Origin of the sequence: Burkholderia sp. NRF60-BP8 (genome assembly GCF_001522585.2) — a bacterium.
Taxonomy (GTDB): Bacteria; Pseudomonadota; Gammaproteobacteria; order Burkholderiales; family Burkholderiaceae; genus Burkholderia.
This window is the reverse complement of sequence record NZ_CP013372.1, coordinates 1-19,357: the sequence shown is the minus strand read 5'-3', so window position 1 is coordinate 19,357 and position 19,357 is coordinate 1. Positions and strand designations below refer to the sequence as shown.

Annotated in this window: 17 protein-coding genes; 10 read left to right on the top strand and 7 right to left on the bottom strand. The window is 65.0% G+C overall.

Going from position 1 to position 19,357, the window contains the following annotated elements; all coding sequences use genetic code 11:
- Positions 1 to 396 precede the first annotated feature (396 nt).
- The 4 genes from WS54_RS00095 to WS54_RS00080 all read left to right on the top strand — a co-directional run bounded on the left by WS54_RS00095 (position 397) and on the right by WS54_RS00080 (position 3,843).
- The gene (locus WS54_RS00095) at positions 397 to 1,137 is read left to right on the top strand and encodes an acetoacetate decarboxylase (protein WP_006485181.1); all 741 of its coding nucleotides are present in this window, start codon (positions 397 to 399) and stop codon (positions 1,135 to 1,137) included.
- A gap of 51 nt (positions 1,138 to 1,188) precedes the next feature.
- Complete coding sequence (locus WS54_RS00090; protein WP_059786261.1) at positions 1,189 to 1,974, top strand: 3-hydroxybutyrate dehydrogenase; 786 nt, start codon at positions 1,189 to 1,191, stop codon at positions 1,972 to 1,974.
- A 126-nt stretch (positions 1,975 to 2,100) separates the two neighbouring features.
- Positions 2,101 to 3,318 (top strand): patatin-like phospholipase family protein, encoded by a 1,218-nt coding sequence (locus tag WS54_RS00085; RefSeq protein WP_034205797.1) that lies wholly within the window; start codon positions 2,101 to 2,103, stop codon positions 3,316 to 3,318.
- A gap of 60 nt (positions 3,319 to 3,378) precedes the next feature.
- Positions 3,379 to 3,843, top strand: a complete 465-nt coding sequence (locus tag WS54_RS00080) for a hypothetical protein (RefSeq protein WP_059786260.1) — start codon at positions 3,379 to 3,381, stop codon at positions 3,841 to 3,843.
- A gap of 41 nt (positions 3,844 to 3,884) precedes the next feature.
- On the opposite strand, the gene WS54_RS00075 is transcribed toward WS54_RS00080, so the two are convergent.
- Positions 3,885 to 4,769 (bottom strand): LysR family transcriptional regulator, encoded by an 885-nt coding sequence (locus WS54_RS00075; RefSeq protein ID WP_034205799.1) that lies wholly within the window; start codon positions 4,767 to 4,769, stop codon positions 3,885 to 3,887.
- Between the two features lie 121 nt (positions 4,770 to 4,890).
- Here WS54_RS00075 and argC point away from each other — a divergent pair, with 121 nt between their 5' ends.
- The gene (gene argC, locus WS54_RS00070; RefSeq protein WP_034205800.1) at positions 4,891 to 5,832 is read left to right on the top strand and encodes an N-acetyl-gamma-glutamyl-phosphate reductase; all 942 of its coding nucleotides are present in this window, start codon (positions 4,891 to 4,893) and stop codon (positions 5,830 to 5,832) included.
- Between the two features lie 65 nt (positions 5,833 to 5,897).
- On the opposite strand, the gene WS54_RS00065 is transcribed toward argC, so the two are convergent.
- Positions 5,898 to 6,821, bottom strand: a complete 924-nt coding sequence (locus WS54_RS00065; protein WP_034205801.1) for a LysR substrate-binding domain-containing protein — start codon at positions 6,819 to 6,821, stop codon at positions 5,898 to 5,900.
- 115 nt (positions 6,822 to 6,936) lie between these two features.
- On the opposite strand from WS54_RS00065, the gene WS54_RS00060 reads away from it, so the two are divergent.
- A complete protein-coding gene (locus tag WS54_RS00060; protein WP_059786257.1) occupies positions 6,937 to 8,022 on the top strand; it encodes a tartrate dehydrogenase in 1,086 nt (361 codons plus the stop codon).
- Between the two features lie 478 nt (positions 8,023 to 8,500).
- Here WS54_RS00060 and WS54_RS00050 read toward each other — a convergent pair whose 3' ends face one another.
- From WS54_RS00050 to WS54_RS00030, 4 genes are all read right to left on the bottom strand, one after another.
- Entirely contained in the window at positions 8,501 to 8,980 is a 480-nt protein-coding gene (locus WS54_RS00050; protein ID WP_034205803.1) for a nuclear transport factor 2 family protein, read from the bottom strand.
- Positions 8,981 to 9,043: 63 nt separating this feature from the next.
- On the bottom strand, positions 9,044 to 9,649 hold the full coding sequence (locus WS54_RS00045) for a TetR/AcrR family transcriptional regulator (protein ID WP_034205804.1): 606 nt from the start codon (positions 9,647 to 9,649) through the stop codon (positions 9,044 to 9,046).
- A gap of 552 nt (positions 9,650 to 10,201) precedes the next feature.
- Positions 10,202 to 11,230 carry an L-threonine 3-dehydrogenase gene (tdh, locus tag WS54_RS00035; RefSeq protein WP_059786253.1) on the bottom strand — a complete coding sequence of 343 codons (1,029 nt, stop codon included), beginning with the start codon at positions 11,228 to 11,230 and terminating at the stop codon, positions 10,202 to 10,204.
- Between the two features lie 13 nt (positions 11,231 to 11,243).
- Positions 11,244 to 12,443, bottom strand: a complete 1,200-nt coding sequence (locus tag WS54_RS00030; RefSeq protein ID WP_059786251.1) for a glycine C-acetyltransferase — start codon at positions 12,441 to 12,443, stop codon at positions 11,244 to 11,246.
- A 158-nt stretch (positions 12,444 to 12,601) separates the two neighbouring features.
- Here WS54_RS00030 and WS54_RS00025 point away from each other — a divergent pair, with 158 nt between their 5' ends.
- The 3 genes from WS54_RS00025 to WS54_RS00015 all read left to right on the top strand — a co-directional run bounded on the left by WS54_RS00025 (position 12,602) and on the right by WS54_RS00015 (position 14,854).
- Positions 12,602 to 13,213, top strand: a complete 612-nt coding sequence (locus tag WS54_RS00025) for a helix-turn-helix domain-containing protein (RefSeq protein WP_034205807.1) — start codon at positions 12,602 to 12,604, stop codon at positions 13,211 to 13,213.
- A 141-nt stretch (positions 13,214 to 13,354) separates the two neighbouring features.
- Entirely contained in the window at positions 13,355 to 13,732 is a 378-nt protein-coding gene (locus WS54_RS00020; RefSeq protein ID WP_034205808.1) for a DUF2471 family protein, read from the top strand.
- Between the two features lie 102 nt (positions 13,733 to 13,834).
- Positions 13,835 to 14,854, top strand: coding sequence for a tyrosine-type recombinase/integrase (locus WS54_RS00015; RefSeq protein WP_034205809.1), 1,020 nt, complete (start codon positions 13,835 to 13,837; stop codon positions 14,852 to 14,854).
- A 135-nt stretch (positions 14,855 to 14,989) separates the two neighbouring features.
- Here WS54_RS00015 and WS54_RS00010 read toward each other — a convergent pair whose 3' ends face one another.
- The gene (locus WS54_RS00010) at positions 14,990 to 16,171 is read right to left on the bottom strand and encodes a DNA-binding protein (protein ID WP_059786249.1); all 1,182 of its coding nucleotides are present in this window, start codon (positions 16,169 to 16,171) and stop codon (positions 14,990 to 14,992) included.
- Positions 16,172 to 17,989: 1,818 nt separating this feature from the next.
- On the opposite strand from WS54_RS00010, the gene WS54_RS00005 reads away from it, so the two are divergent.
- On the top strand, positions 17,990 to 19,357 hold the full coding sequence (locus WS54_RS00005; RefSeq protein ID WP_034205810.1) for a replication initiation protein: 1,368 nt from the start codon (positions 17,990 to 17,992) through the stop codon (positions 19,355 to 19,357).

Genomic DNA, 19,357 nt, shown 5'->3' with positions numbered 1-19,357 from the left:
GCCCGGCCGGAGGCGAACGAATGCTAGGGCGTGGCCGCTTAAGCGATGCTTAACGCGGCAGCCGCTCGAACCAAGGCCGAGCGGTGAACGCACTTAGAGCCTGCACTGCAACACAAGTTCACACAATTGTCATATTGCCGCGCGAACGTCCCCGTAAAAGCTCACCACGCCTCCCGTAAAGGCTCACCTTTTTCACATGATGGCGTCATCGACACGTGCCACCATCGCCCGGCCGGCGTGCCGTCAGGCCGTTTGCATCGTTCATCTCAATATTTACGCGTCGAATTATTCGAAATCGGCAACAATTAATTCCAGATGCGGCATCGCACAACGGCAACGCACAGGCATACGATTACGACCACTCATCCACGAAGCGATCAACAACAAGGAGTCCGCATGAAACCCAGCGATGTCCGATCGAAAGCGTTTGCGATGCCGTTGACCAGCCCTGCGTTCCCGATGGGCCCGTACCGTTTCGTCGATCGTGAGTTTCTGATCATCACGTACCGCACCGATCCGGACCGCCTCCGCGAAATCGTCCCCGAGCCGCTGCAGGTCACCGAGCCGCTCGTGCATTACGAATTCATCCGCATGGCCGATTCGACCGGCTTCGGCGATTACACCGAAAGCGGCCAGGTGATCCCCGTCGAATACAACGGCCAGGCGGGCGGCTATACGCTGGCGATGTATCTCGACGATCACCCGCCGATCGCCGGCGGCCGCGAGCTGTGGGGCTTCCCGAAGAAGCTCGCGTCGCCCACGCTGCACGTGAACACCGATCACATCCTGGGCACGCTCGACTACGGCAAGGTGCGCGTCGCGACCGGCACGATGGGCTACAAGCACAAGGAGCTCGACATCGACGAGCAGACGAAGCGGCTCGCCGGCCCCAATTTCCTGCTGAAGATCATCCCGCACGTCGACGGCACCGCACGCGTCTGCGAACTGGTGCGCTATTACATGCAGGACATCAAGATGAAGGGCGCGTGGACGGGCCCCGCATCGCTCGAGCTGGCGCCGCACGCGCTCGCGCCGGTGGCCGATCTGCCCGTGCTCGAGATCGTCGAAGCGCGCCACCTCGTCGCGGATTTGACGCTGGGCCTCGGCGAAGTCGTCTACGATTACCTGGCCCAGTAACACGTCCGTAGTCCTTCTCCCTGTCAATCCTTTCACCACGGGAATTCGAACATGAGCAACCTGAATGGCAAGACCGCCGTCGTCACGGGCGCCGCGAGCGGCATCGGCAAGGAAATCGCGCTGGAGCTGGCCAAGGCAGGCGCGGCCGTCGCGATCGCCGACCTGAACCAGGACGGCGCGAACGCGGTCGCCGACGAGATCAACAAGGCAGGCGGCAAGGCGATCGGCGTCGCGATGGACGTGACCAGCGAGGAAGCCGTGAACACCGGCATCGACAAGGTGGCCGAAGCGTTCGGCTCGATCGACATCCTCGTGTCGAACGCCGGTATCCAGATCGTCAACCCGATCGAGAACTATTCGTTCTCCGACTGGAAGAAGATGCAGGCGATCCACGTGGACGGCGCGTTCCTGACGACGAAGGCCGCGCTCAAGCACATGTACAAGGACGATCGCGGCGGCGTCGTGATCTACATGGGCTCGGTGCACTCGCACGAAGCGTCGCCGCTGAAGTCGGCGTACGTGACGGCCAAGCACGGGCTGCTCGGCTTGGCGCGCGTGCTGGCGAAGGAAGGCGCGAAGCACAACGTGCGCTCGCACGTCGTGTGTCCGGGCTTCGTGCGCACGCCGCTGGTCGACAAGCAGATTCCGGAGCAGGCGAAGGAGCTCGGCATCAGCGAAGAGGAAGTGATCAAGAAGGTGATGCTCGGCAACACGGTCGACGGCGTGTTCACGACGGTGCAGGACGTCGCGCAGACGGTGCTGTTCCTGTCGGCATTCCCGAGCGCCGCGCTCACGGGCCAGTCGTTCATCGTCAGCCACGGCTGGTTCATGCAGTAACGCCGACGCTTCCCCGACGGCAGGCGCTTTTCCGCGCCGCCGTCATTCCTGCGATGGCGTGCCGTCGGCGATCGACGCCACGCCCTCCATCACCGCCGTCCACGGCGGGATTTCTCGGAGCAACTGATGAAACCGCACGCGCGTACAGAAAAGCAGGCCGTCGATGCGGCGGACCTGCACCACGAAGCCGGTGCGCCGGCCGCTGCGCGGTCGCTGCCGTACGAAACGATCGCGCTCGTCCTGCAAGGCGGCGGCGCGCTCGGCGCGTATCAGGCCGGCGTATTCGAAGGGCTGCATGAAGCAGGCATTCCGCTCGACTGGATCGCGGGCATCTCGATCGGCGCGCTCAATACCGCGCTGATCGCCGGCAACGCGCCCGAGCATCGCGTCGAGCGCCTGCGCGAATTCTGGGAAACGATCTGCCAGCCGGCGTTCTTTCCGGCGATTCCGGCCGCGTTCGAATTCGCGCTGTTCAACAGCATCGATCAAATCCGCACGTTCTTCACCGCGTCGCAGGCCGCCAGCGCGATGATGCAGGGCCAGCAGGGCTTCTTCGTGCCGCGCTTTCCGCCGCCGCTGCCCGGCGTGTCCGACCATCCGGAAAAAATCAGCTGGTACGACACGTCGGCGCTGCGCACGACGCTGCTGAAACTGTGCGACTTCGACCGGATCAATTCGGGCGAGACGCGCGTGTCGGTCGGCGCGGTCAACGTCGGCACCGGCAACTTCGTGTACTTCGACAACTCGCGCATCCGTCTCGCGCCCGAGCATTTCATGGCGTCCGGTGCGTTGCCGCCCGCGTTCCCGCCCGTCGAGATCGACGGCGAGTACTACTGGGACGGCGGCGTCGTGTCGAACACGCCGCTGATGGAAGTACTCCGCGCCCGGCCGCGCCGCGACACGCTCGCGTTCCAGGTCGATCTGTGGAGCGCGCGCGGGCCGCTGCCGCGCACGATGGCCGACGTCGCCGAGCGCACGAAGGACGTGCAGTATTCGAGCCGCACGCGTTTCGTCACCGATACGCTGCAGCGCGAACAGCGCTACCGCAACGTGCTGCGCCACGTGCTCGACCAGGTGCCGGAAGAGCAGCGCAAGAACGACCCGTGGTGCGTCGAGGCCGAAGAGATGTCGAGCGGGAAGAAGTACAACATCCAGCATCTGATCTATCAGCAGAAAGCGTACGAGCATCACTACAAGGACTATCAGTTCGGTCTGTCGACGATGCGCGACCACTGGTCCGCGGGTCTCGACGACATCCGCAAGACGCTCGCGGTGAAGGACGGCCTCGCGCTGCCCGTCAACGACGCGGGCTTCGTCACGCACGACATTCACCGCCGCCGGTAATGCCGTGTGCAACGGGCCGGCGCGCTGCATGCGCCGGCCCGTCCTCCTTTCCGATTCGACATGCCGATTTTCATTGCGCTATTCGCGCTCATCGCCCTGGGATGGGGCGCCGTTCACCTGTTTCACGTCATCGCCGCGCAGTTCGGCCAGCCGGTCGCGATCGCGGCCGCCGTGCTGGCCGCCGCGCTCCTGATCGCACTGATCGCATGGTGGCTCAAGCGCCGCCGCGACATCGCACCGAACACGAAGGAACAAGGCTGGACGCATATCGTGCATCGCGCATGGGGCGAGTTGCGCGTGTCCGCGACGCAAGGGCTGCTGTGGCTGTCGCATGACGGCGCGGACGGCCGCTATACGCTGTCGCAGCTCGACGGTTGCGAGGCCGCGCCGATCGACGGCCGCTGGCATCTCGTCGTGCGCGTGCGCGACGCCGTGCGCGGCGAATGGAAGCTGCCGATGATGGACAAGCGCGATGCGCAGCGCTGGGCGCGCGTGCTGATGCTCGCGAAGGACAACCGGCTCTGAACGCGCGTGCGGGCCGCACGGCCCAGCCGCGCGACGACCCGCTATCGCGCGCCGAGCGCCCGCAGCGCATCGAGCACGTGCTGCGTCGCCCGTTCGACCGGGCCTGCTCGATGGGCAATCCCCAACTCGCGCCACAACGCCGGGCGTAGCGGCCGCATGACGATGCGCGCATCCGGCAACGGGGCGCCTGCCTCGTGCGGCAGCAGCGTCGCGCCGTAACCTGCGGCGACCAGGCTCTTGATCGCATCGTTGTAGTTGAGCGCGATCCGCGGCTCGGGCCGGTGGCCGCCGAGCGCGAACCATTCGGTCGTGAGCCGCGACAGGCGCGTCGTCGCATCGTTGAGAATCAGCGGCCGCGCGGCCAGATACGCGGGCGTCACCCGGGCCGGAAGCGGCCAGTCCGCGGGCAGGAAAGCCATCACCGGATCGCGGCGCCACGGGCGGATCGTCAGCCCCGCGACCGGCGCTTGCGGCAGCGCGACCAACCCGACATCGAGCGTGCCTTGTGCAATCCGCGACAGCGTGTCGTGCGACGTGAGCACCGCGATCTGCACATCGATATCCGGATGCTGTGCGCGCAATCCGGCCACCGCCTGCGGCAACAGATGCGCGATCGCCCCGGTCGATGCGCCGAGGCGTACGCGCCCGGTCAATCCCTGCACCTGTCGCTGCACGTCGTCCAGCGTGGATTCGACTTCCGCCAGCAGACGCCGCGCCCGCTCCACCAGCACTTCGCCGATCACGGACGGGCGCACGTTGCCGCGGGTACGCGACAGCAGCGGCGCGCCGACGCGGCTTTCCAGCTCGGCGACATGCAGGCTGACGGTCGGCGGGGCGAGATGAAGCCATTGCGCCGCCGCCACGAAGGAGCCCTGGTCCGCGATCGCGACCAGCGTACGCAGGCGGTCCAGACTGATCTCGCGCATCACACACCTCTCGTTCAGAAAAGCTGAATCGGACGATCAGCAAATTCAACTTTTCCTATTCTAGGCGTTCGGTGGACGATACGGTTTCCCCCGACGACCGAACGCGACGAACACGACCATCATGCGCTTCCCCACCATCTTCATCGACGGCGACCAGGGCACGACCGGGTTGCAGATTCACGCGCGTCTGCGCGAGCGCACCGACGTGCGGCTGCTCACGCTTCCCGCCGCCGAACGCAAGGACCCCGCGCGGCGCGCCGACGCACTCAACGCGTGCGATATCGCGATCCTGTGCCTGCCCGACGCGGCCGCGCGCGAAGCGGTCGGCTTCATCCGGAATCCGGCAGTACGCGTGATCGACGCCAGTTCAGCTCACCGCACGCAACCCGAATGGGTCTACGGCTTCCCCGAGATGGCCGACGGACAGGCGCGACACATTGCGCAGGCGAAGCGCGTGACCAATCCGGGCTGCTATCCGACGGGCGCGATCGGCCTGCTTCGCCCGCTCCTGCAGGCAGGGCTGCTGCCGCGCGACTACCCGGTGAGCATCCATGCGGTGTCCGGTTATTCGGGCGGCGGGCGGGCCGCCGTCGATGCATTCGAAGCGGGCGACGCCGCCGCACGCGCGTTGCCGCTGCAGGTCTACGGCCTCGCTCTCGAGCACAAGCACGTGCCCGAGATCCGGCAGCACGCGGGGCTCGCGCACCGCCCGTTCTTCGTGCCGGCCTACGGTGCCTATCGGCAAGGCATCGTGCTCACCATCCCGATCGAGCTGCGCCTGCTGCCGGCCGGGGTGACGGGCGAGCGGTTGCATGCCTGTCTCGCGCATCACTACGCGGATGCGCGTCACGTCGACGTGATGCCGCTCGCGGACGCACGCGCGGCAACGCATCTCGATCCGCAAGCGTTGAACGGCACCAATGATCTGCGGCTCGGCGTGTTCGTCAACGCAGACGGCACCCAGGTGCTGCTGTCCGCCGTGTTCGACAATCTCGGCAAAGGGGCATCCGGCGCCGCCGTGCAGAATCTCGACTTGATGCTCGGCGCGCGACACGCGGCGTGATGCGCCCGCAGGCACCGTCGACGGTGCCTGCGCACGCCCCCGTAAAAGCTCACCTTTAGCCGATTTCAGGCCGTATCGTCACCCGCGGCGGCATCCAGGCCGGCCAGCGCCTCCACCAGAAAATCCACGCACACACGCACCTTCGCCGACGCCGCGACGCGTTCCGGATACACGGCCCAGATGTTCGCGGGCTGGATCGCATCCGGCAGCACGCGGCACAATGCGCCGCCCTCGATCAGCGGCCGGGCCTCCCAGATCGAGCGCAGCACGATGCCGCGCCCGGCCAGCGCCCATTGCACGGCCACCTCGCCATGGTTCGTCGACAGCGCGCCGCCGACCTTCACCGTCGCCGTTTCGCCGCGCACGTTCAGTCGCCATACGCCGAACGGATGATCGCGCTCCTTGATCGCGAGACAGTCGTGCGAGGCCAGATCCGCGAGCGAGCGCGGCGTCCCGCGGCGGGCGAGATAGTCGGGCGACGCACACAGCACGCGATGGTTCGCCGCAAGGCGGCGCGCGATCAGATGATCGGCGATCTCGTCGCCGATGCGCACGTCGAGGTCGTAGCCTTCGCCGGCAACATCGACGAGCCGGTCGAACAGATCGAGCCGCACGTTCAGTTGCGGATAGCGCGCGCTGAAGTCGAGCAGCGCCGGCGCGACGACGTGCCGGCCGAAGCCGAAGCTGCTCGACATGCGCAGCGTGCCGCGCGGCACCGTGCGCGTGGTCGACACGTCCTCGACGAGATGATCGACGTCGTCGAGAATCTTTTCGGCGCGCGCGAGCACGCGTTCGCCGGCTTCGGTGACCGTCATGCGGCGTGTCGATCGATGCAGCAGGCGCGTGCCGAGCTGCGCCTCGAGCATCGCGACGCGCTTGCTGACGTACGCGGGCGACACCGCGAGCTGCTCGGCGGCCGCGCTGAAGCTCGCGAGGCGGACGACCACGCTGAACACGCGCAGATCGTCGAGGTTCGGCGATTTATTCACGATTCGTGGAAAGTCGATTAACTTTTGCGCGATTTTAATCCATATGGAAATAAATAGAATGGCGTGACGGGCCGCTGCCTTCCCGACAGCCGGCCGAACAGCCAAGGAGATTTGCATGACCGACAGGACTTACAGGATTGCCGTGATCCCCGGCGACGGCATCGGCCGCGAAGTGATGCCCGAGGGCCTGCGCGTGCTCGACGCCGTGACCGCGCGCTTCGGCGTGCGTTTCGACTTCGTCGAGATCGACTGGGCGAGCTGCGACTACTACGCGCAGCACGGCACGATGATGCCGGACGACTGGAAAGCGCAACTGTCGGGCATGGATGCGATCCTGTTCGGCGCGGTCGGCTGGCCGGCGACGGTGCCCGATCACATTTCGCTGTGGGGCTCGCTGCTGAAATTCCGCCGCGAATTCGACCAGTACATCAACCTGCGGCCCGCGCGCCTGTTCGACGGCGTACCGTCACCGCTCGCCGGCCGCCGCGCGGGCGACATCGATTTCATGATCGTGCGGGAGAACACCGAGGGCGAATATTCGTCGGTCGGCGGCACGATGTTCGAAGGCACCGAGCGCGAAGTCGTGATGCAGCAGTCGATCTTCACGCGGCACGGCACCGAGCGCGTGCTGAAATTCGCGTTCGAGCTCGCGCAGCGGCGCGCGAAGCGCGTCACCGTCGCGACGAAAAGCAACGGCATCGCGATCAGCATGCCGTGGTGGGATGCGCGCGCGGCCGAGATGGCCGAACGCTATCCGGAGATCGCGGTCGACAAGCAGCACATCGACATCCTGTGTGCGCGATTCGTCCTGCAGCCGGATCGCTTCGACGTCGTCGTCGCATCGAATCTGTTCGGCGACATCCTGTCGGATCTCGGGCCGGCCTGTACGGGCACGATCGGCATCGCGCCGTCGGCGAACCTGAACCCCGACCGTACGTTCCCGTCGCTGTTCGAACCCGTGCACGGTTCGGCGCCCGACATCGCGGGGCAGTACATCGCGAACCCGATCGCGATGATCTGGTCGGCCGCGATGATGCTCGACTTCCTCGGTAACGGTACGGGCCGCGAGCGCGACGCGCACGATGCGATCGTCGCCGCGATCGAGGACGTGCTGCGCACGGGGCCGCGGACGCGCGATCTCGGCGGCCACGCGGGCACGCAGGAAGTGGGCGAGGCGATCGCCGCGCGGATTGCGGGGTGAGTGAGGGGCGCGCCCGGCGTTCGCGCGGGGCAGCGCTGCACGGCGCTCGAGAACCCGTCTGCGGTGAGCGACACGCGATGCGGTTACGCACTTGTGCGGATGCCGCCGATGCGTCGGCGGTGATATCCAACGGTGAGCAACGGCACATCGCAACGCGCACGGCTCGTGAGGTTGTTCCTTGAAAGTCGAAGGACGATCCGATCGGTGAGTTGCACGGCGCGCTCGCCCACACCGATCGTCGATGCACGATCGCTTCGGCGCGATCGGTGAGATGCATCGCGCAGGGAAGCACACCGCAACACTCCGACGCATGCATCGCTTGACTCGTGCGATGTCGCGTCGATCTGTTCAACGCACACAGCTCGACGCGACATTTCACCTCGTCCCGAAAAATCTCACCTTCGGCGGCCGGCTCCCGAATTTCCTCACCATTGAATCCGGCCGATGCGTTCGTCGATCCGTCGAACGCAGACGCGCATCACAGCCCGAGGTCGGACAGTCCCGGATGATCGTCCGGACGACGGCCGAGCGGCCAGCGATAAAGACGGTCCGCCTCGCGAATCGGCAGATCGTTGATGCTCGCGTGACGATGCGCCATCAGGCCGTTTTCATCGAACTCCCAGTTCTCGTTGCCGTACGAACGGAACCAGTTGCCCGCATCGTCATGCCACTCGTACGCAAAGCGCACCGCGATGCGGTTGCCGCCGAACGCCCACAGCTCCTTGATCAGGCGGTAGTCGAGTTCGCGCGTCCACTTCCGCTGCAGCAGCCCGACGATCTCGTCGCGGCCCGTCACGAACTCCGCGCGATTGCGCCAGCGGCTTTGCGGCGTATAGGCGAGCGACACGCGTTGCGGGTCGCGCGTGTTCCATGCGTCCTCGGCGGCGCGCACCTTCTGGCGCGCCGTTTCGAGCGTGAACGGCGGAACGGGCGGACGAACTTCGGGGGAAGCGGACATGGGTTGCTCCTGTTCAGGGTTCGGGCTGCGCATGCACGCAGCCGGGTGGATTCGCTGCGTCGGCTACCGCGATACGGTATCGAGCAGCAGTTCAGCCGTCGCGCGCGCATCGCGCGCGGCGTTTGCATCGCCACTGACGAGCGCCACGCCGATCGCGCCGTCGATCAACACGAGCCACTGACGCGCGATGCGTGCGAGCCCGCGGCGCTCGATGCCGGTTTCATCGGCAAGGGCGTCGAAGCGCTCGCGCACGAACGCCAGCAGGCGCGCCTTGTGCATGCGGGCGACGACGCGCACGGGATCGTCGGCGTCGGGTATCTCGCCTGACGCATTCAGGAACGCGCAGCCGTGAAAGTCGGGCTGCCCGAACCAGTCGCGCAGCACGTCGAACATGCCGAGCAGCTGCGCGCGCGGCGCCTTGCCGCGCGCCAGCGTGGCGTCGACGAACCAGCGCATCCAGCGCTCGTCGCGACGTTCGAGCGCGGCGACCACCAACGCCTCTTTCGATTCGAAATGCGAATAAAAGCTCTTTCGTGCCGCACCGGATCGCTTGACGATCGCATCGACGCCCGTCGCATGGATGCCGCCCGAATAGATCAGCGCTTCGGCCGCGTCGAGCAGCCGGTCGCGAACGCTGGGTTCGCCGGAGGTGTCGGGAGATGTGTTCATGGGTTTACGGTAGAACGATCGTTCTCCGTCGTCAATACCCGGATGAAATGGCCCTGCCGGTGGGAGGGGCGAATCGTGGCCGACGCGCCGGCGCGTCAAGTCGAGCCCTCGGCCCGACACTGCGGAGCGAAGGGTGAACGGACCAGGTAGCGGTCTACGCACCGATCGAGATCGACCGATGTCGATCGCATCGTGCATCAGTGAGTCGCGACGCTGCGTGCGACTCACGGTCGATGTGCCGGATCGGCACGATATCGCACACGGTGGCATGCGAGCGCTCGCACGCCAAGCGAAGCGGGGGAGGGTGCGGAAGAGGAGAAACGGGCGCCGAATGGCGTGACGGAAACGAGCGGCGCGCGTGTCGACAGGTGAAGCGAACGTGCCATTACCCGTCACCGACGTGGGATCGTCTGGCGATTCGGCGCGCAGACACGGCTCCCGAATATTCTCACCTCAAGCGTCGAATCGCGCTTCCGAGGTTCGACGGTGCGCGTACGAACGAACACGGGGCAGGCGGCGAATGCGCCGCGCTGCCCCGTCTCGACACGCGGCTCAGACCGTCCAGTCGAGAATCACCTTGCCGCTTTCGCCGGACAGCATCGCGGCGAAGCCTTGCTCGTAGTCGTCGGCCGCGAAGCGATGCGTGATGATCGGCGACAGGTCGAGGCCGCTTTGCAGCATCGCGACCATCTTGTACCAGGTCTCGAACATTTCGCGGCCGTAGATGCCCTTGATCTCGAGCCCCTTGAAGATCACCTGATTCCAGTCGATCGCCGTCTGCGCGGGCGGGATGCCGAGCAGCGCGACCTTGCCGCCGTGATTCATCGCCTCGAGCAGGCTCGTGAACGCGCTCGGCACGCCGGACATCTCGAGACCGACGTCGAAGCCTTCGGTCATGTGCAGGTCGGCCATGACGTCGCGCAGCGACTCGCGCGCGACGTTGACCGCGCGCGTCGCGCCCATCTTGCGCGCGAGCGAAAGCCGATAGTCGTTGATGTCGGTGATGACGACGTTGCGCGCGCCGACGTGCTTCGCGATCGCGACGGCCATGATGCCGATCGGGCCCGCGCCGGTGATCAGCACGTCTTCGCCGACCAGATTGAACGACAGCGCCGTATGCGTCGCGTTGCCGAACGGATCGAAGATCGACGCGAGATCGTCGGAGATCTCCGGCGGAATCTTGAACGCGTTGAACGCCGGAATCGCCAGGTATTCGGCGAACGCGCCTTCGCGGTTCACGCCGACGCCCACCGTGTTGCGGCACAGATGCCGGCGCCCGGCGCGACAGTTGCGGCAAAAACCGCACGTGATGTGACCTTCGCCGGACACGCGATCGCCGATCGCGAAACCGCGCACTTCCTGCCCCATCTCGACGATCTCGCCGACGTATTCGTGGCCGACGTGCATCGGCACCGGAATCGTCTTCTGCGCCCAGTCGTCCCACTTCCAGATATGGATATCGGTGCCGCAGATCGCCGTGCGGCGGATCTTGATCAGCACGTCGTTGTGGCCGACTTCGGGGCGCTTCACGCGCGTGAGCGTGAGGCCGGGGCCGCGTTCGAGCTTTGCCAGTGCTTTCATGGTCGCGCCTCCGTCAGACGATGCCGAGCGACTGGCCGACGCGCACGAACGCGGCAACCGCCTGGTCAATCTGTTCGGGCGTATGCGCAGCGCTCATCTGCGTGCGAATGCGCGCGCGGCCGCGCGGCACGACGGGGAACGAGAAGCCGATCACGTAGACGCCCTCGCCGAGCAGCTTGTCGGCCATGTTCGTCGCGAGCTGGGCATCGCCGAGCATCACCGGGATGATCGGATGCGCGCCGGGCACGAGCGTGAAGCCGGCTTCGGTCATCTGCTTGCGGAACCGCGCGCCGTTCTCGCGCACACGCTCGCGCAGCGTCGCGCCCTCGTCGCTGCCGAGCAGCTCCAGCACCTTCAGCGACGCCGCGGCGATGCTCGGCGTGAGCGTGTTCGAGAACAGATAGGGACGCGAGCGCTGGCGCAGCAGCTCGATCACCTCGCGACGCGCGGCGACATAGCCGCCCGAGGCACCGCCGAGCGCCTTGCCGAGCGTGCCCGTGACGATGTCGACGCGGCCTTCGACGCCGCAGTGCTCGGGCGTGCCGCGGCCGTGCGTGCCGATGAAGCCGACCGCGTGCGAATCGTCGACCATCACGAGCGCGCCGTAGCGATCGGCGAGATCGCAGATGCCTTTGAGATCGGCGATGATGCCGTCCATCGAGAACACGCCGTCGGTCGCGATCAGCTTGTGGCGCGCGCCCGCGGCGTCGGCTTCCTTGAGCTTCGCCTCGAGGTCGGAAAGATCGTTGTTCTTGTAGCGCAGACGCTTCGCCTTGCACAGGCGAATGCCGTCGATGATGCTCGCGTGATTCAGCTCGTCGCTGATCACGGCGTCGTTCTCGTCGAGCAGCGTCTCGAACAGCCCGCCGTTCGCGTCGAAGCAGCTCGAATAGAGGATGCTGTCCTCGGTGCCGAGAAACGCGGCCAGCGCGCTTTCCAGTTGCTTGTGGACGGTTTGCGTGCCGCAGATGAAGCGCACCGATGCCATGCCGAAGCCGTCCTGGTCGAGGCCGGCTTTCGCCGCATCGATCAGGCGCGGATCGTTCGCCAGACCCAGATAGTTGTTCGCGCAGAAATTGAGCACGCCGGCGCCGCCGGCGAGCCGCACGGCTGCCGCCTGGGGACTCGCGATCTCGCGCTCGGTCTTGTAAAAACCGTCCGCGCGGATCTGGTCGAGCGTCCCGCGCACCTGGGCGAGAAAGGCATCACGCATCGCAAAGCTCCTGACAGGGATTCGCATTCCGCAGCGCACGGCTCGTGGCGGCGCTGCGGCCTGCTACTGTTATAGTCGGTCGTTCGGTTGACCGCATTTATCCGATATTCCGAACGAGAATTCGAAATATCGAACAACTCTAAGCGAACGGAATCCAAATGGCAAGTTCCTCCGGATCGCGGCGCACGCGCGCCGACGCCGCCCCGCAGCCGCCGGCCGCGACCCCGCCGCGCGTGGGCGAGCAGATCCAGCGGCTGCGCAACGAGCGCAAGCTGACGCTCGACGACCTGTCGCGCGCAGCCGGCGTATCGAAATCGATGCTCTCCGAGATCGAACGCGACAAGGCCAACCCGACGATCGCCGTCGCGTGGCGGCTGACGAACGCGCTCGGCATCACGCTCGACGAACTGTTCTCGCAACCGAAGGCGCCCGAGACGATCCGCGTGGACGGCCCGCACGACATTCCGACGCTCGCGGGCCACGACGGCCGGTACCAGTTGCGCGTATGGGGCCCGATCGACCTCGCCGGCAAGTTCGAGTGGTACGAACTGACGCTGCCGGGCGGCGGCGCACTGGTATCGAACGCGCACGAACCCGGCACGCGCGAGCACCTCACCGTGCTGCAGGGCGCGATGGAAATCGAAGCCGCCGCGGCCAGCCGGCGCCTGAAGGCGGGCGACACCGCGCGCTACCCGGCCGACGAGCCGCATGCGATCCGCAATCCCGGCAAGACCGAAGCGCGGGCCTTGTTGATCGTGATACATCGCTGACGGCGCGTATAGATAGCCAAAAGGTCAATCGCAGGCCAGTTGCGGAAAGTACTGTATGTTTGTACAGTAAACGGACATTCCGCCATGCAAGGGCCGGGGCGGGCGCACCGAGGCGCCCGCCCCGGTCGACAGGAGCCTGCAATGACAGAAGAACAAGACTTGGCCGCGCTCAGCTTCAAGGCTGCCGCGCACGACCTCGAATTGATCGTTCGCCATATCGCCGGGCGCTACATCCGCCAGCGCGTGCCGCTGACGTGGCGCCTGCTGCACGCGATCGAAGCCGAAGCGCTCGCCGATCTCGGCTTCGCCAGCCGGCACGACGCCGGCATGCGTCAACTGTTCGAACGGCCGTCGGACATGACGTTTCCCGAAACGGACGATCCGATCGACTTCGGGCGCTCGAATGCGTTGCCCGCGGTCTTTTCGTTCGCCGTTCTCGCGTACGAAGCCGCGGCAACGACGCACGATACCGCGCGTCCCGCGCGCGCTCACCGCCAAACCAAGGCGTGGGGCGACTGATGGCCCAGCCCCGGCCGCGGCGCACCGCGGCCGGCTCACCCGCTTGCTGCCCGATACGTTGCGGAAAGGGCTACCATATACGCAACTAACGGAATTAACACCATGTCCCTTCCCGCCTCTCCCGACACCACTGCCCCGCCGGAAGAAAAGGATCTGTTCGACCGCGATGCGTCCGACTGGGTCGTCTCGCCCGAAGCCGCGTTCGACGCGTGGCTGGCCATGCAGGACTATCGCCGCTCGTCGGCCGATGTCTATCGCGCACAATGGGGCGCGTTTCTCGCGTGGATGCGTGCACATCAAAAGAACCTGGCGACGGTCGATACGCCGACCATCGCGAACTTCGTCGGCGAGTTGCCGATCAAGAAAACGCAGCGGATGCGCTATCTTCGGCTGATCGAGCGTGTGCTCGATCATGTCCGCCGCACCGAGTACGCATCGACCAACCCGGCCCGCTTCATTGCTCAGGATGGCGAAGCGAACTGGCGCAAGGCCCGCGACAACGAACCGACCGGTTTCCTCACGCCGGCGGAGCGCGCGACGTTGCTCGCGTATCTGTTTTCGCCAATCGGCGTATCGGGTTCCGCGTACTGGAAGGAACGTCGCGACCGGGCGCTCGTCGCCGCATTTCTCGGTGCCGGCATCAAAACCGGAGAAGCGCGCGCACTTACGATTAGTTGCATCAATACGAGCACGACGTCGCTGCGGATCGAGTCGACGCATCCGGATTACGCGCGCGACACCCATCTGGCCTCGTTCGCGATCGCGTTGCTCGAAGCCTGGCTCACCGAACGCAAACGCCAGCAGATTCCGGGAGAGCTCGTGTTCCCCGCATCGCATGCCGGGCGGCCGATGCACAAGGCGACGATGCTGCGCGCGATCGACGCGATCGTCGAATCGGCCGGGCTCACGTCGTCACGCACCGCGCGTGCAAGCCCGCAAACCTTGCGCAACACCTACGCGGCCGAACTGTTCGAGCACGACGTGCCGCCCGAGCGCGTAGGCAAATGGCTGGGCTTCATGCGGCCGATCTCGTCGAATCGCCTGCATCGCGCCTGGAAAAACTGGCGCGACGGGCTGGCCGATAGCAGCGGTGATGCGTCCGACCGCGACGAAACTCACTGATCGGAAACGGCTGCTCACGCGGATCGATCCGTGAGCAGCCTTGCGTGGCGCAGCCTCACCCTTTCACAGCTCCCGAAAATCCTCACCGCTGGCTTCCCGGATCCTCTCACCTGTGCAGCGTTGCCGGCCTTCGGGTCAGGTATGCGCGAAACGCGCGGCGGCTTCGAAGCGGGACGGCCATGCGCCCGACGCGTGCTCGCACTCGGGGCACGTGACTTCGAAACCCTCGTCGCCATGTGACAGTTCCGGCTCGCCATCGCAATGCGGGCACCGGGTCGGCGCCGGAATCTCGTGATCCAGCGAGGTGCCGATCGCGGCATACGCATCCGCATCCAGTTGTCCGGCGTCGGCCAGGCGCCGCAGCAACCCGGCGATTTCCGGATTCATTCCGCGGTTCGCACGCAACGAGCTCATGTCGCGCGTTGCGCGGTCCAGTTCGTCGCTCTGGGCGCGCAACTGTTCTTCGAGCCGGTCGGCACGCGCCTTCGCCGAGCTCAATTGCTGCAGGAAATCGAACTCCTTGCGCTGAACGTCGCGCAACCCGCTCTGGTAGGTCGACGCCATGCTGCGCAACGAGTCCAGTTCGACCAGCATCGGCTTGACACGGCGTTCGGCTTCGGCCACCGCATCCTTGATTTGTTGCGCGTAGTGCTCGGTGCGCTGCTGCAATTCGGCTTGCAGCGCATCGATGCGGTCGCGCAGCGCGGCGTTCTGTGCCTGTTCGGCATCGATCCGGCTGGCAGCCGCGGCCAGTTCCTTTTCCAGTCGGGCGACTGTGGTGAGCAACGTGGCTTCGCTTGCCGAACCGTGGGTGGTTTGCGACGCGAGCTGCACCTCGAGTTCGGTCACCCGCGCCTGCAATTGCTCGTTTCTCGCTTCACCGCGCGCGAGCGCTCCCTCGAGCGTTTCCTGGCGGACGGTTGCGTCCCGCAATCGCTGCTCGGCGTCCGCCATGTCGGCGCGAACCTGTTCCCGATCTCCATCCAGGCTGTCGCGCGCGGCTTTCAATGCCTCTTCGTAGAGTGCGCCGAGCAACGCGCCGGCTTTTTCCTCGACGGCTTTAGGAATCGCCGCGCCGTCGAGCCTGATTTTGGACGCGGAACGGATGCGTTCCCAGAAGTGATCGATGTCTTTCGGGATATCGCTGGCGCTGCCGGTCTGGGTGAGATCGCGGACGTTCGCGGCCGACGGCCGGATACCAAGATCGAAGAACAAGCGCTTGCACGCGTGCAGCGACAATTCCTGGCGCCGTGCACCGCTGGCGCGCAGCGATTCCAGTTCTTGCCGAATGACTTGACGCATTTCGTCCAAGGTCATGGTCACACTCACAGACAATGAAATGTGGCAATCATAACGAAATACGTATTTATTGATACTTGTTTCGAGGGTCCGTTGTGAATTTACGTCGCTTTGCACAGAAATCGGGTTTGCGAGCCCATCTTGCTGAAGGAGGCCGGGATTCCGTGAAACAAAGCGAAGAAAGTCGGCCAACCCCTTGTTCTACAAGCAATTTCCGGCGGGCCCCCAATTTGGGCATTTGTTTCACATGACGACGGATCCGGTTGCCCGTGGGTGTTCAGGGGTTGGGGTGTCTGTGGAAAACTCGTCGGCCGATGTCTTGAGAGTATTAGAAGTAAACACCCTTGAACCCTTAGTTAAAAACGTTAACGCCACGGCACAGCCTTATGGGGCAAGGCTTTCCGGCCGACAAGGTGAAGTTTTACGGGAGCCAAGGTGATCTTCTGCGGGAGCTGACGTGATGGGGTTCAGGGAGCTGCGTGAGGCGTTGCAGGAAAGATCGTGAGCGGATTCGGGATCACAGTAAAACACGAGTTTTCCCACAGGTGAGGGTTTTCGGGGCCACACAGCCACGAAACCCGCGCGGCGTCTGTCGGCACAGTTTTCTGCCTGTGCAGACATAGGTGAGAATTTGCAGGACCTGCTTCGCGCCCCGATTCTGCCCATCTTTTGGGCAGATTTGGCGAAAGGTGAGGTTTCACGGGACTCCACGGGAATTTGCTGTGAGGATTTCCGGGACGCGAACGCCATTTTGCACAGCAAAAGTGCGCTCCAGAGCCTGTGATGCCCCAAAGGTGAGGTTTTTCGGGAGGGAAATGCGGGTTTTCCTGCTCCGATCTCCTTAAGGTGAGCTTTTTCGGGGCATGGACCACAGGCTGCGACTCGACTCACAGGTGAGATTTTTCAGGAGCCGGATTTGCTGAAAAAATGGTCAAAGGTGAGGCTTTTCGGGAGCCGTGACCGGCCGAATTCGCCGAAAAGCCCGCCAGGACTGGAAGAAATCCCGTTTTTGCTGCGCCACCTTTTGGCACAGGTGAGATTTTTCGGGGGCCGACATACGGTTGTCGTATGAAGGATCTTGGTCGAAAGGTGAGGCTTTTCGGGGGAACCCTGCGCTGCACAGCCAAATGCCTTCCATGCATAAGTATCGGAACCGATTGGGGTTTTTGATACCGCGCCGGTTACGGTGAGGTTTTTCGGGAGCCATTTCCGTGCCCGCTGCTGTGCCGCATTTTCTCCGAAAGGTGAGCGTTTTCGGGAGCGGTTGGCAGCCAGTCCCGCGTGTGTCGGGCCTTCGTCGGCATCCGGTCGAATCAACAGACTGTGCCTGAGGTGAGCATTTTCGGGACCGGACACGATTCGGCACTGTACAATGCGCGCCCGGACCGGCCGAGCGCCCGCCGATCGGACCGCACGTGCCGGTTTCGCCGGCGGTTTTGCGCGTGTCGAAGCCGAACCGGTCTTCCGGGGAGCCGCGCCTGTACATGCATACAGGCCGATGTGCGACGCGAGGCGAGGAACGGCTGTGCAATTGCGACCCCGTGTCGGACTCACGGCTGTGAAGTCGCAAAATTACGACAAATCGAAAGGTGAGCCGATACGGGAGCCAATTTCGCACGTGTCGCGCACAGGTGAAATTCTGTGAATCGGCGCATGCCGCGGCACGTCTGGAAGAGTCCGGAACGCCGCACTGGCGGACCGGTGAGCCTTTTCGGGAGCGCTTCGGGTGAGCGCCGTTTTGCCGGCGCGCTTCACCGGCTATGGTGAGCATGTCGTTCTGGACGCACATCACCGCAGGCGCTATCCTTCCGGGAAACTTCTCCTCCGACCCGACGTATGGCCACGACGAAGCGCGCCAAGAAAACCGATGTGGATGTGGTGAGTGCCAGTTCAGCCGAATTGCGAAAGGCCGTCGAGGCGATCGCCATTCAGCCGAAGAGCGGCAAGATCACGCTCCTCACTCGCAAGTTGTTCAATGTCCTGCTGGCCGTCGCGCAGCAGGCCGACGACTCGGGCGACACGTATCGCGCGCTGCTGTCGGACATCGTCGCCAACTCCGCTTTCGATTCGAACGACACCGCGTTGGTGAAGGAACACCTGCGCCGCATGGTGTCGGTGCAGGTCGAATGGAGCACAGGCACCTCGAGCCAGAAGCCGGGCCGCAAGTGGGGGATCTCCACGCTGATCGCCGATGCGGAAATTCTCGAGGATCCGACGACCCGCCGCGTGTGGGTCGAATTTTCGTTCGCACCGAAGATCAAGAAGAAACTGCTCGACCCGGTCCAGTATGCGCGCCTGAGCCTGCAGTTCCAGAGCCAGCTGCGCAGCAGCGCCGGTCTCGCGCTGTACGAGATCTGCGTGCGCTACCTGACGAACCCGAGCCACCTGACGATGCGCGAGCCGTGGGAATGGTGGCGGCCGATCCTGTCGGGCACGCCCGACACGGAAGCCGGCGACGAAGCGAAGCGCGAGTACAAGTACTTCAAGCGCGACTACCTGCGGCCCGCGATCGCGGAAGTCAACGCGGTCACCAACATCTTCGTCGAGCTGATCGAGCATCGCGAAGGGCGTCGGGTTGCCGAGATCCAGTTCCGCGTGACCGAGCGCAAGCAGCCGATGCTCGCGCTCGACGAACACCCGAACGTGTTCGACAGCACGCTGGTCGACCGGATGGTGAAGCTCGGGATTCCGCTGAAGGAAGCGCAGACGCTCTATGCGGACAGCGAGGAAAACCGGATTCGCGCCGCACTGCAGATGACCGAGCAGCGGATGCGCAGCACGACGCTGCCGCCGGTACGCAGCGCGCCGGCGCTGTTCAAGGATGCGCTGAAGAAGGGGTATGCGCCGCCGGTCGAGTCGGTCGACGCGCTGCCGGCCGGCATGCCGTCCGCGAAGGTCGCGGCGGCGCAACCGGACGATCTGAAGGCCCGCTTGCTGAGCGAGTTCGCGGCGTTCCGTCGCAAGGAAGCGAAGGTGCTGTACGAAGAGCAGGGCGACGCGGAGCGTGAAGTGGCGCGCGAGTCGTTCGAGTCGGAGGCATTGCCGACGATGGGCTCGCATCTGCGCGACGACTGGCGCAAGCGCGGCCTCGATTCCAAGCTGGCCGAGACGGCCTTTTTCGACTGGCTGGCGCAGAAGACCTGGGGCGAGCCGACGGATGGCGATCTGCTGTCGTTCACGCTGAACCAGTCGCGGGCCGCTTGA

Coding starts and splice junctions, on each gene's coding strand:
- WS54_RS00030 (WP_059786251.1), bottom strand. CDS start 12,443: ATGCGTGATGCCTTTCTCGCCCAGGTGCGCGGGACGCTCGACCAGATC.
- WS54_RS00085 (WP_034205797.1), top strand. CDS start 2,101: ATGAAACCGCACGCGCGTACAGAAAAGCAGGCCGTCGATGCGGCGGAC.
- argC (WP_034205800.1), top strand. CDS start 4,891: ATGCGCTTCCCCACCATCTTCATCGACGGCGACCAGGGCACGACCGGG.
- WS54_RS00050 (WP_034205803.1), bottom strand. CDS start 8,980: ATGTCCGCTTCCCCCGAAGTTCGTCCGCCCGTTCCGCCGTTCACGCTC.
- WS54_RS00075 (WP_034205799.1), bottom strand. CDS start 4,769: ATGCGCGAGATCAGTCTGGACCGCCTGCGTACGCTGGTCGCGATCGCG.
- WS54_RS00015 (WP_034205809.1), top strand. CDS start 13,835: ATGTCCCTTCCCGCCTCTCCCGACACCACTGCCCCGCCGGAAGAAAAG.
- WS54_RS00090 (WP_059786261.1), top strand. CDS start 1,189: ATGAGCAACCTGAATGGCAAGACCGCCGTCGTCACGGGCGCCGCGAGC.
- WS54_RS00060 (WP_059786257.1), top strand. CDS start 6,937: ATGACCGACAGGACTTACAGGATTGCCGTGATCCCCGGCGACGGCATC.
- WS54_RS00045 (WP_034205804.1), bottom strand. CDS start 9,649: ATGAACACATCTCCCGACACCTCCGGCGAACCCAGCGTTCGCGACCGG.
- WS54_RS00080 (WP_059786260.1), top strand. CDS start 3,379: ATGCCGATTTTCATTGCGCTATTCGCGCTCATCGCCCTGGGATGGGGC.
- tdh (WP_059786253.1), bottom strand. CDS start 11,230: ATGAAAGCACTGGCAAAGCTCGAACGCGGCCCCGGCCTCACGCTCACG.
- WS54_RS00005 (WP_034205810.1), top strand. CDS start 17,990: ATGGCCACGACGAAGCGCGCCAAGAAAACCGATGTGGATGTGGTGAGT.
- WS54_RS00010 (WP_059786249.1), bottom strand. CDS start 16,171: ATGACCTTGGACGAAATGCGTCAAGTCATTCGGCAAGAACTGGAATCG.
- WS54_RS00025 (WP_034205807.1), top strand. CDS start 12,602: ATGGCAAGTTCCTCCGGATCGCGGCGCACGCGCGCCGACGCCGCCCCG.
- WS54_RS00095 (WP_006485181.1), top strand. CDS start 397: ATGAAACCCAGCGATGTCCGATCGAAAGCGTTTGCGATGCCGTTGACC.
- WS54_RS00020 (WP_034205808.1), top strand. CDS start 13,355: ATGACAGAAGAACAAGACTTGGCCGCGCTCAGCTTCAAGGCTGCCGCG.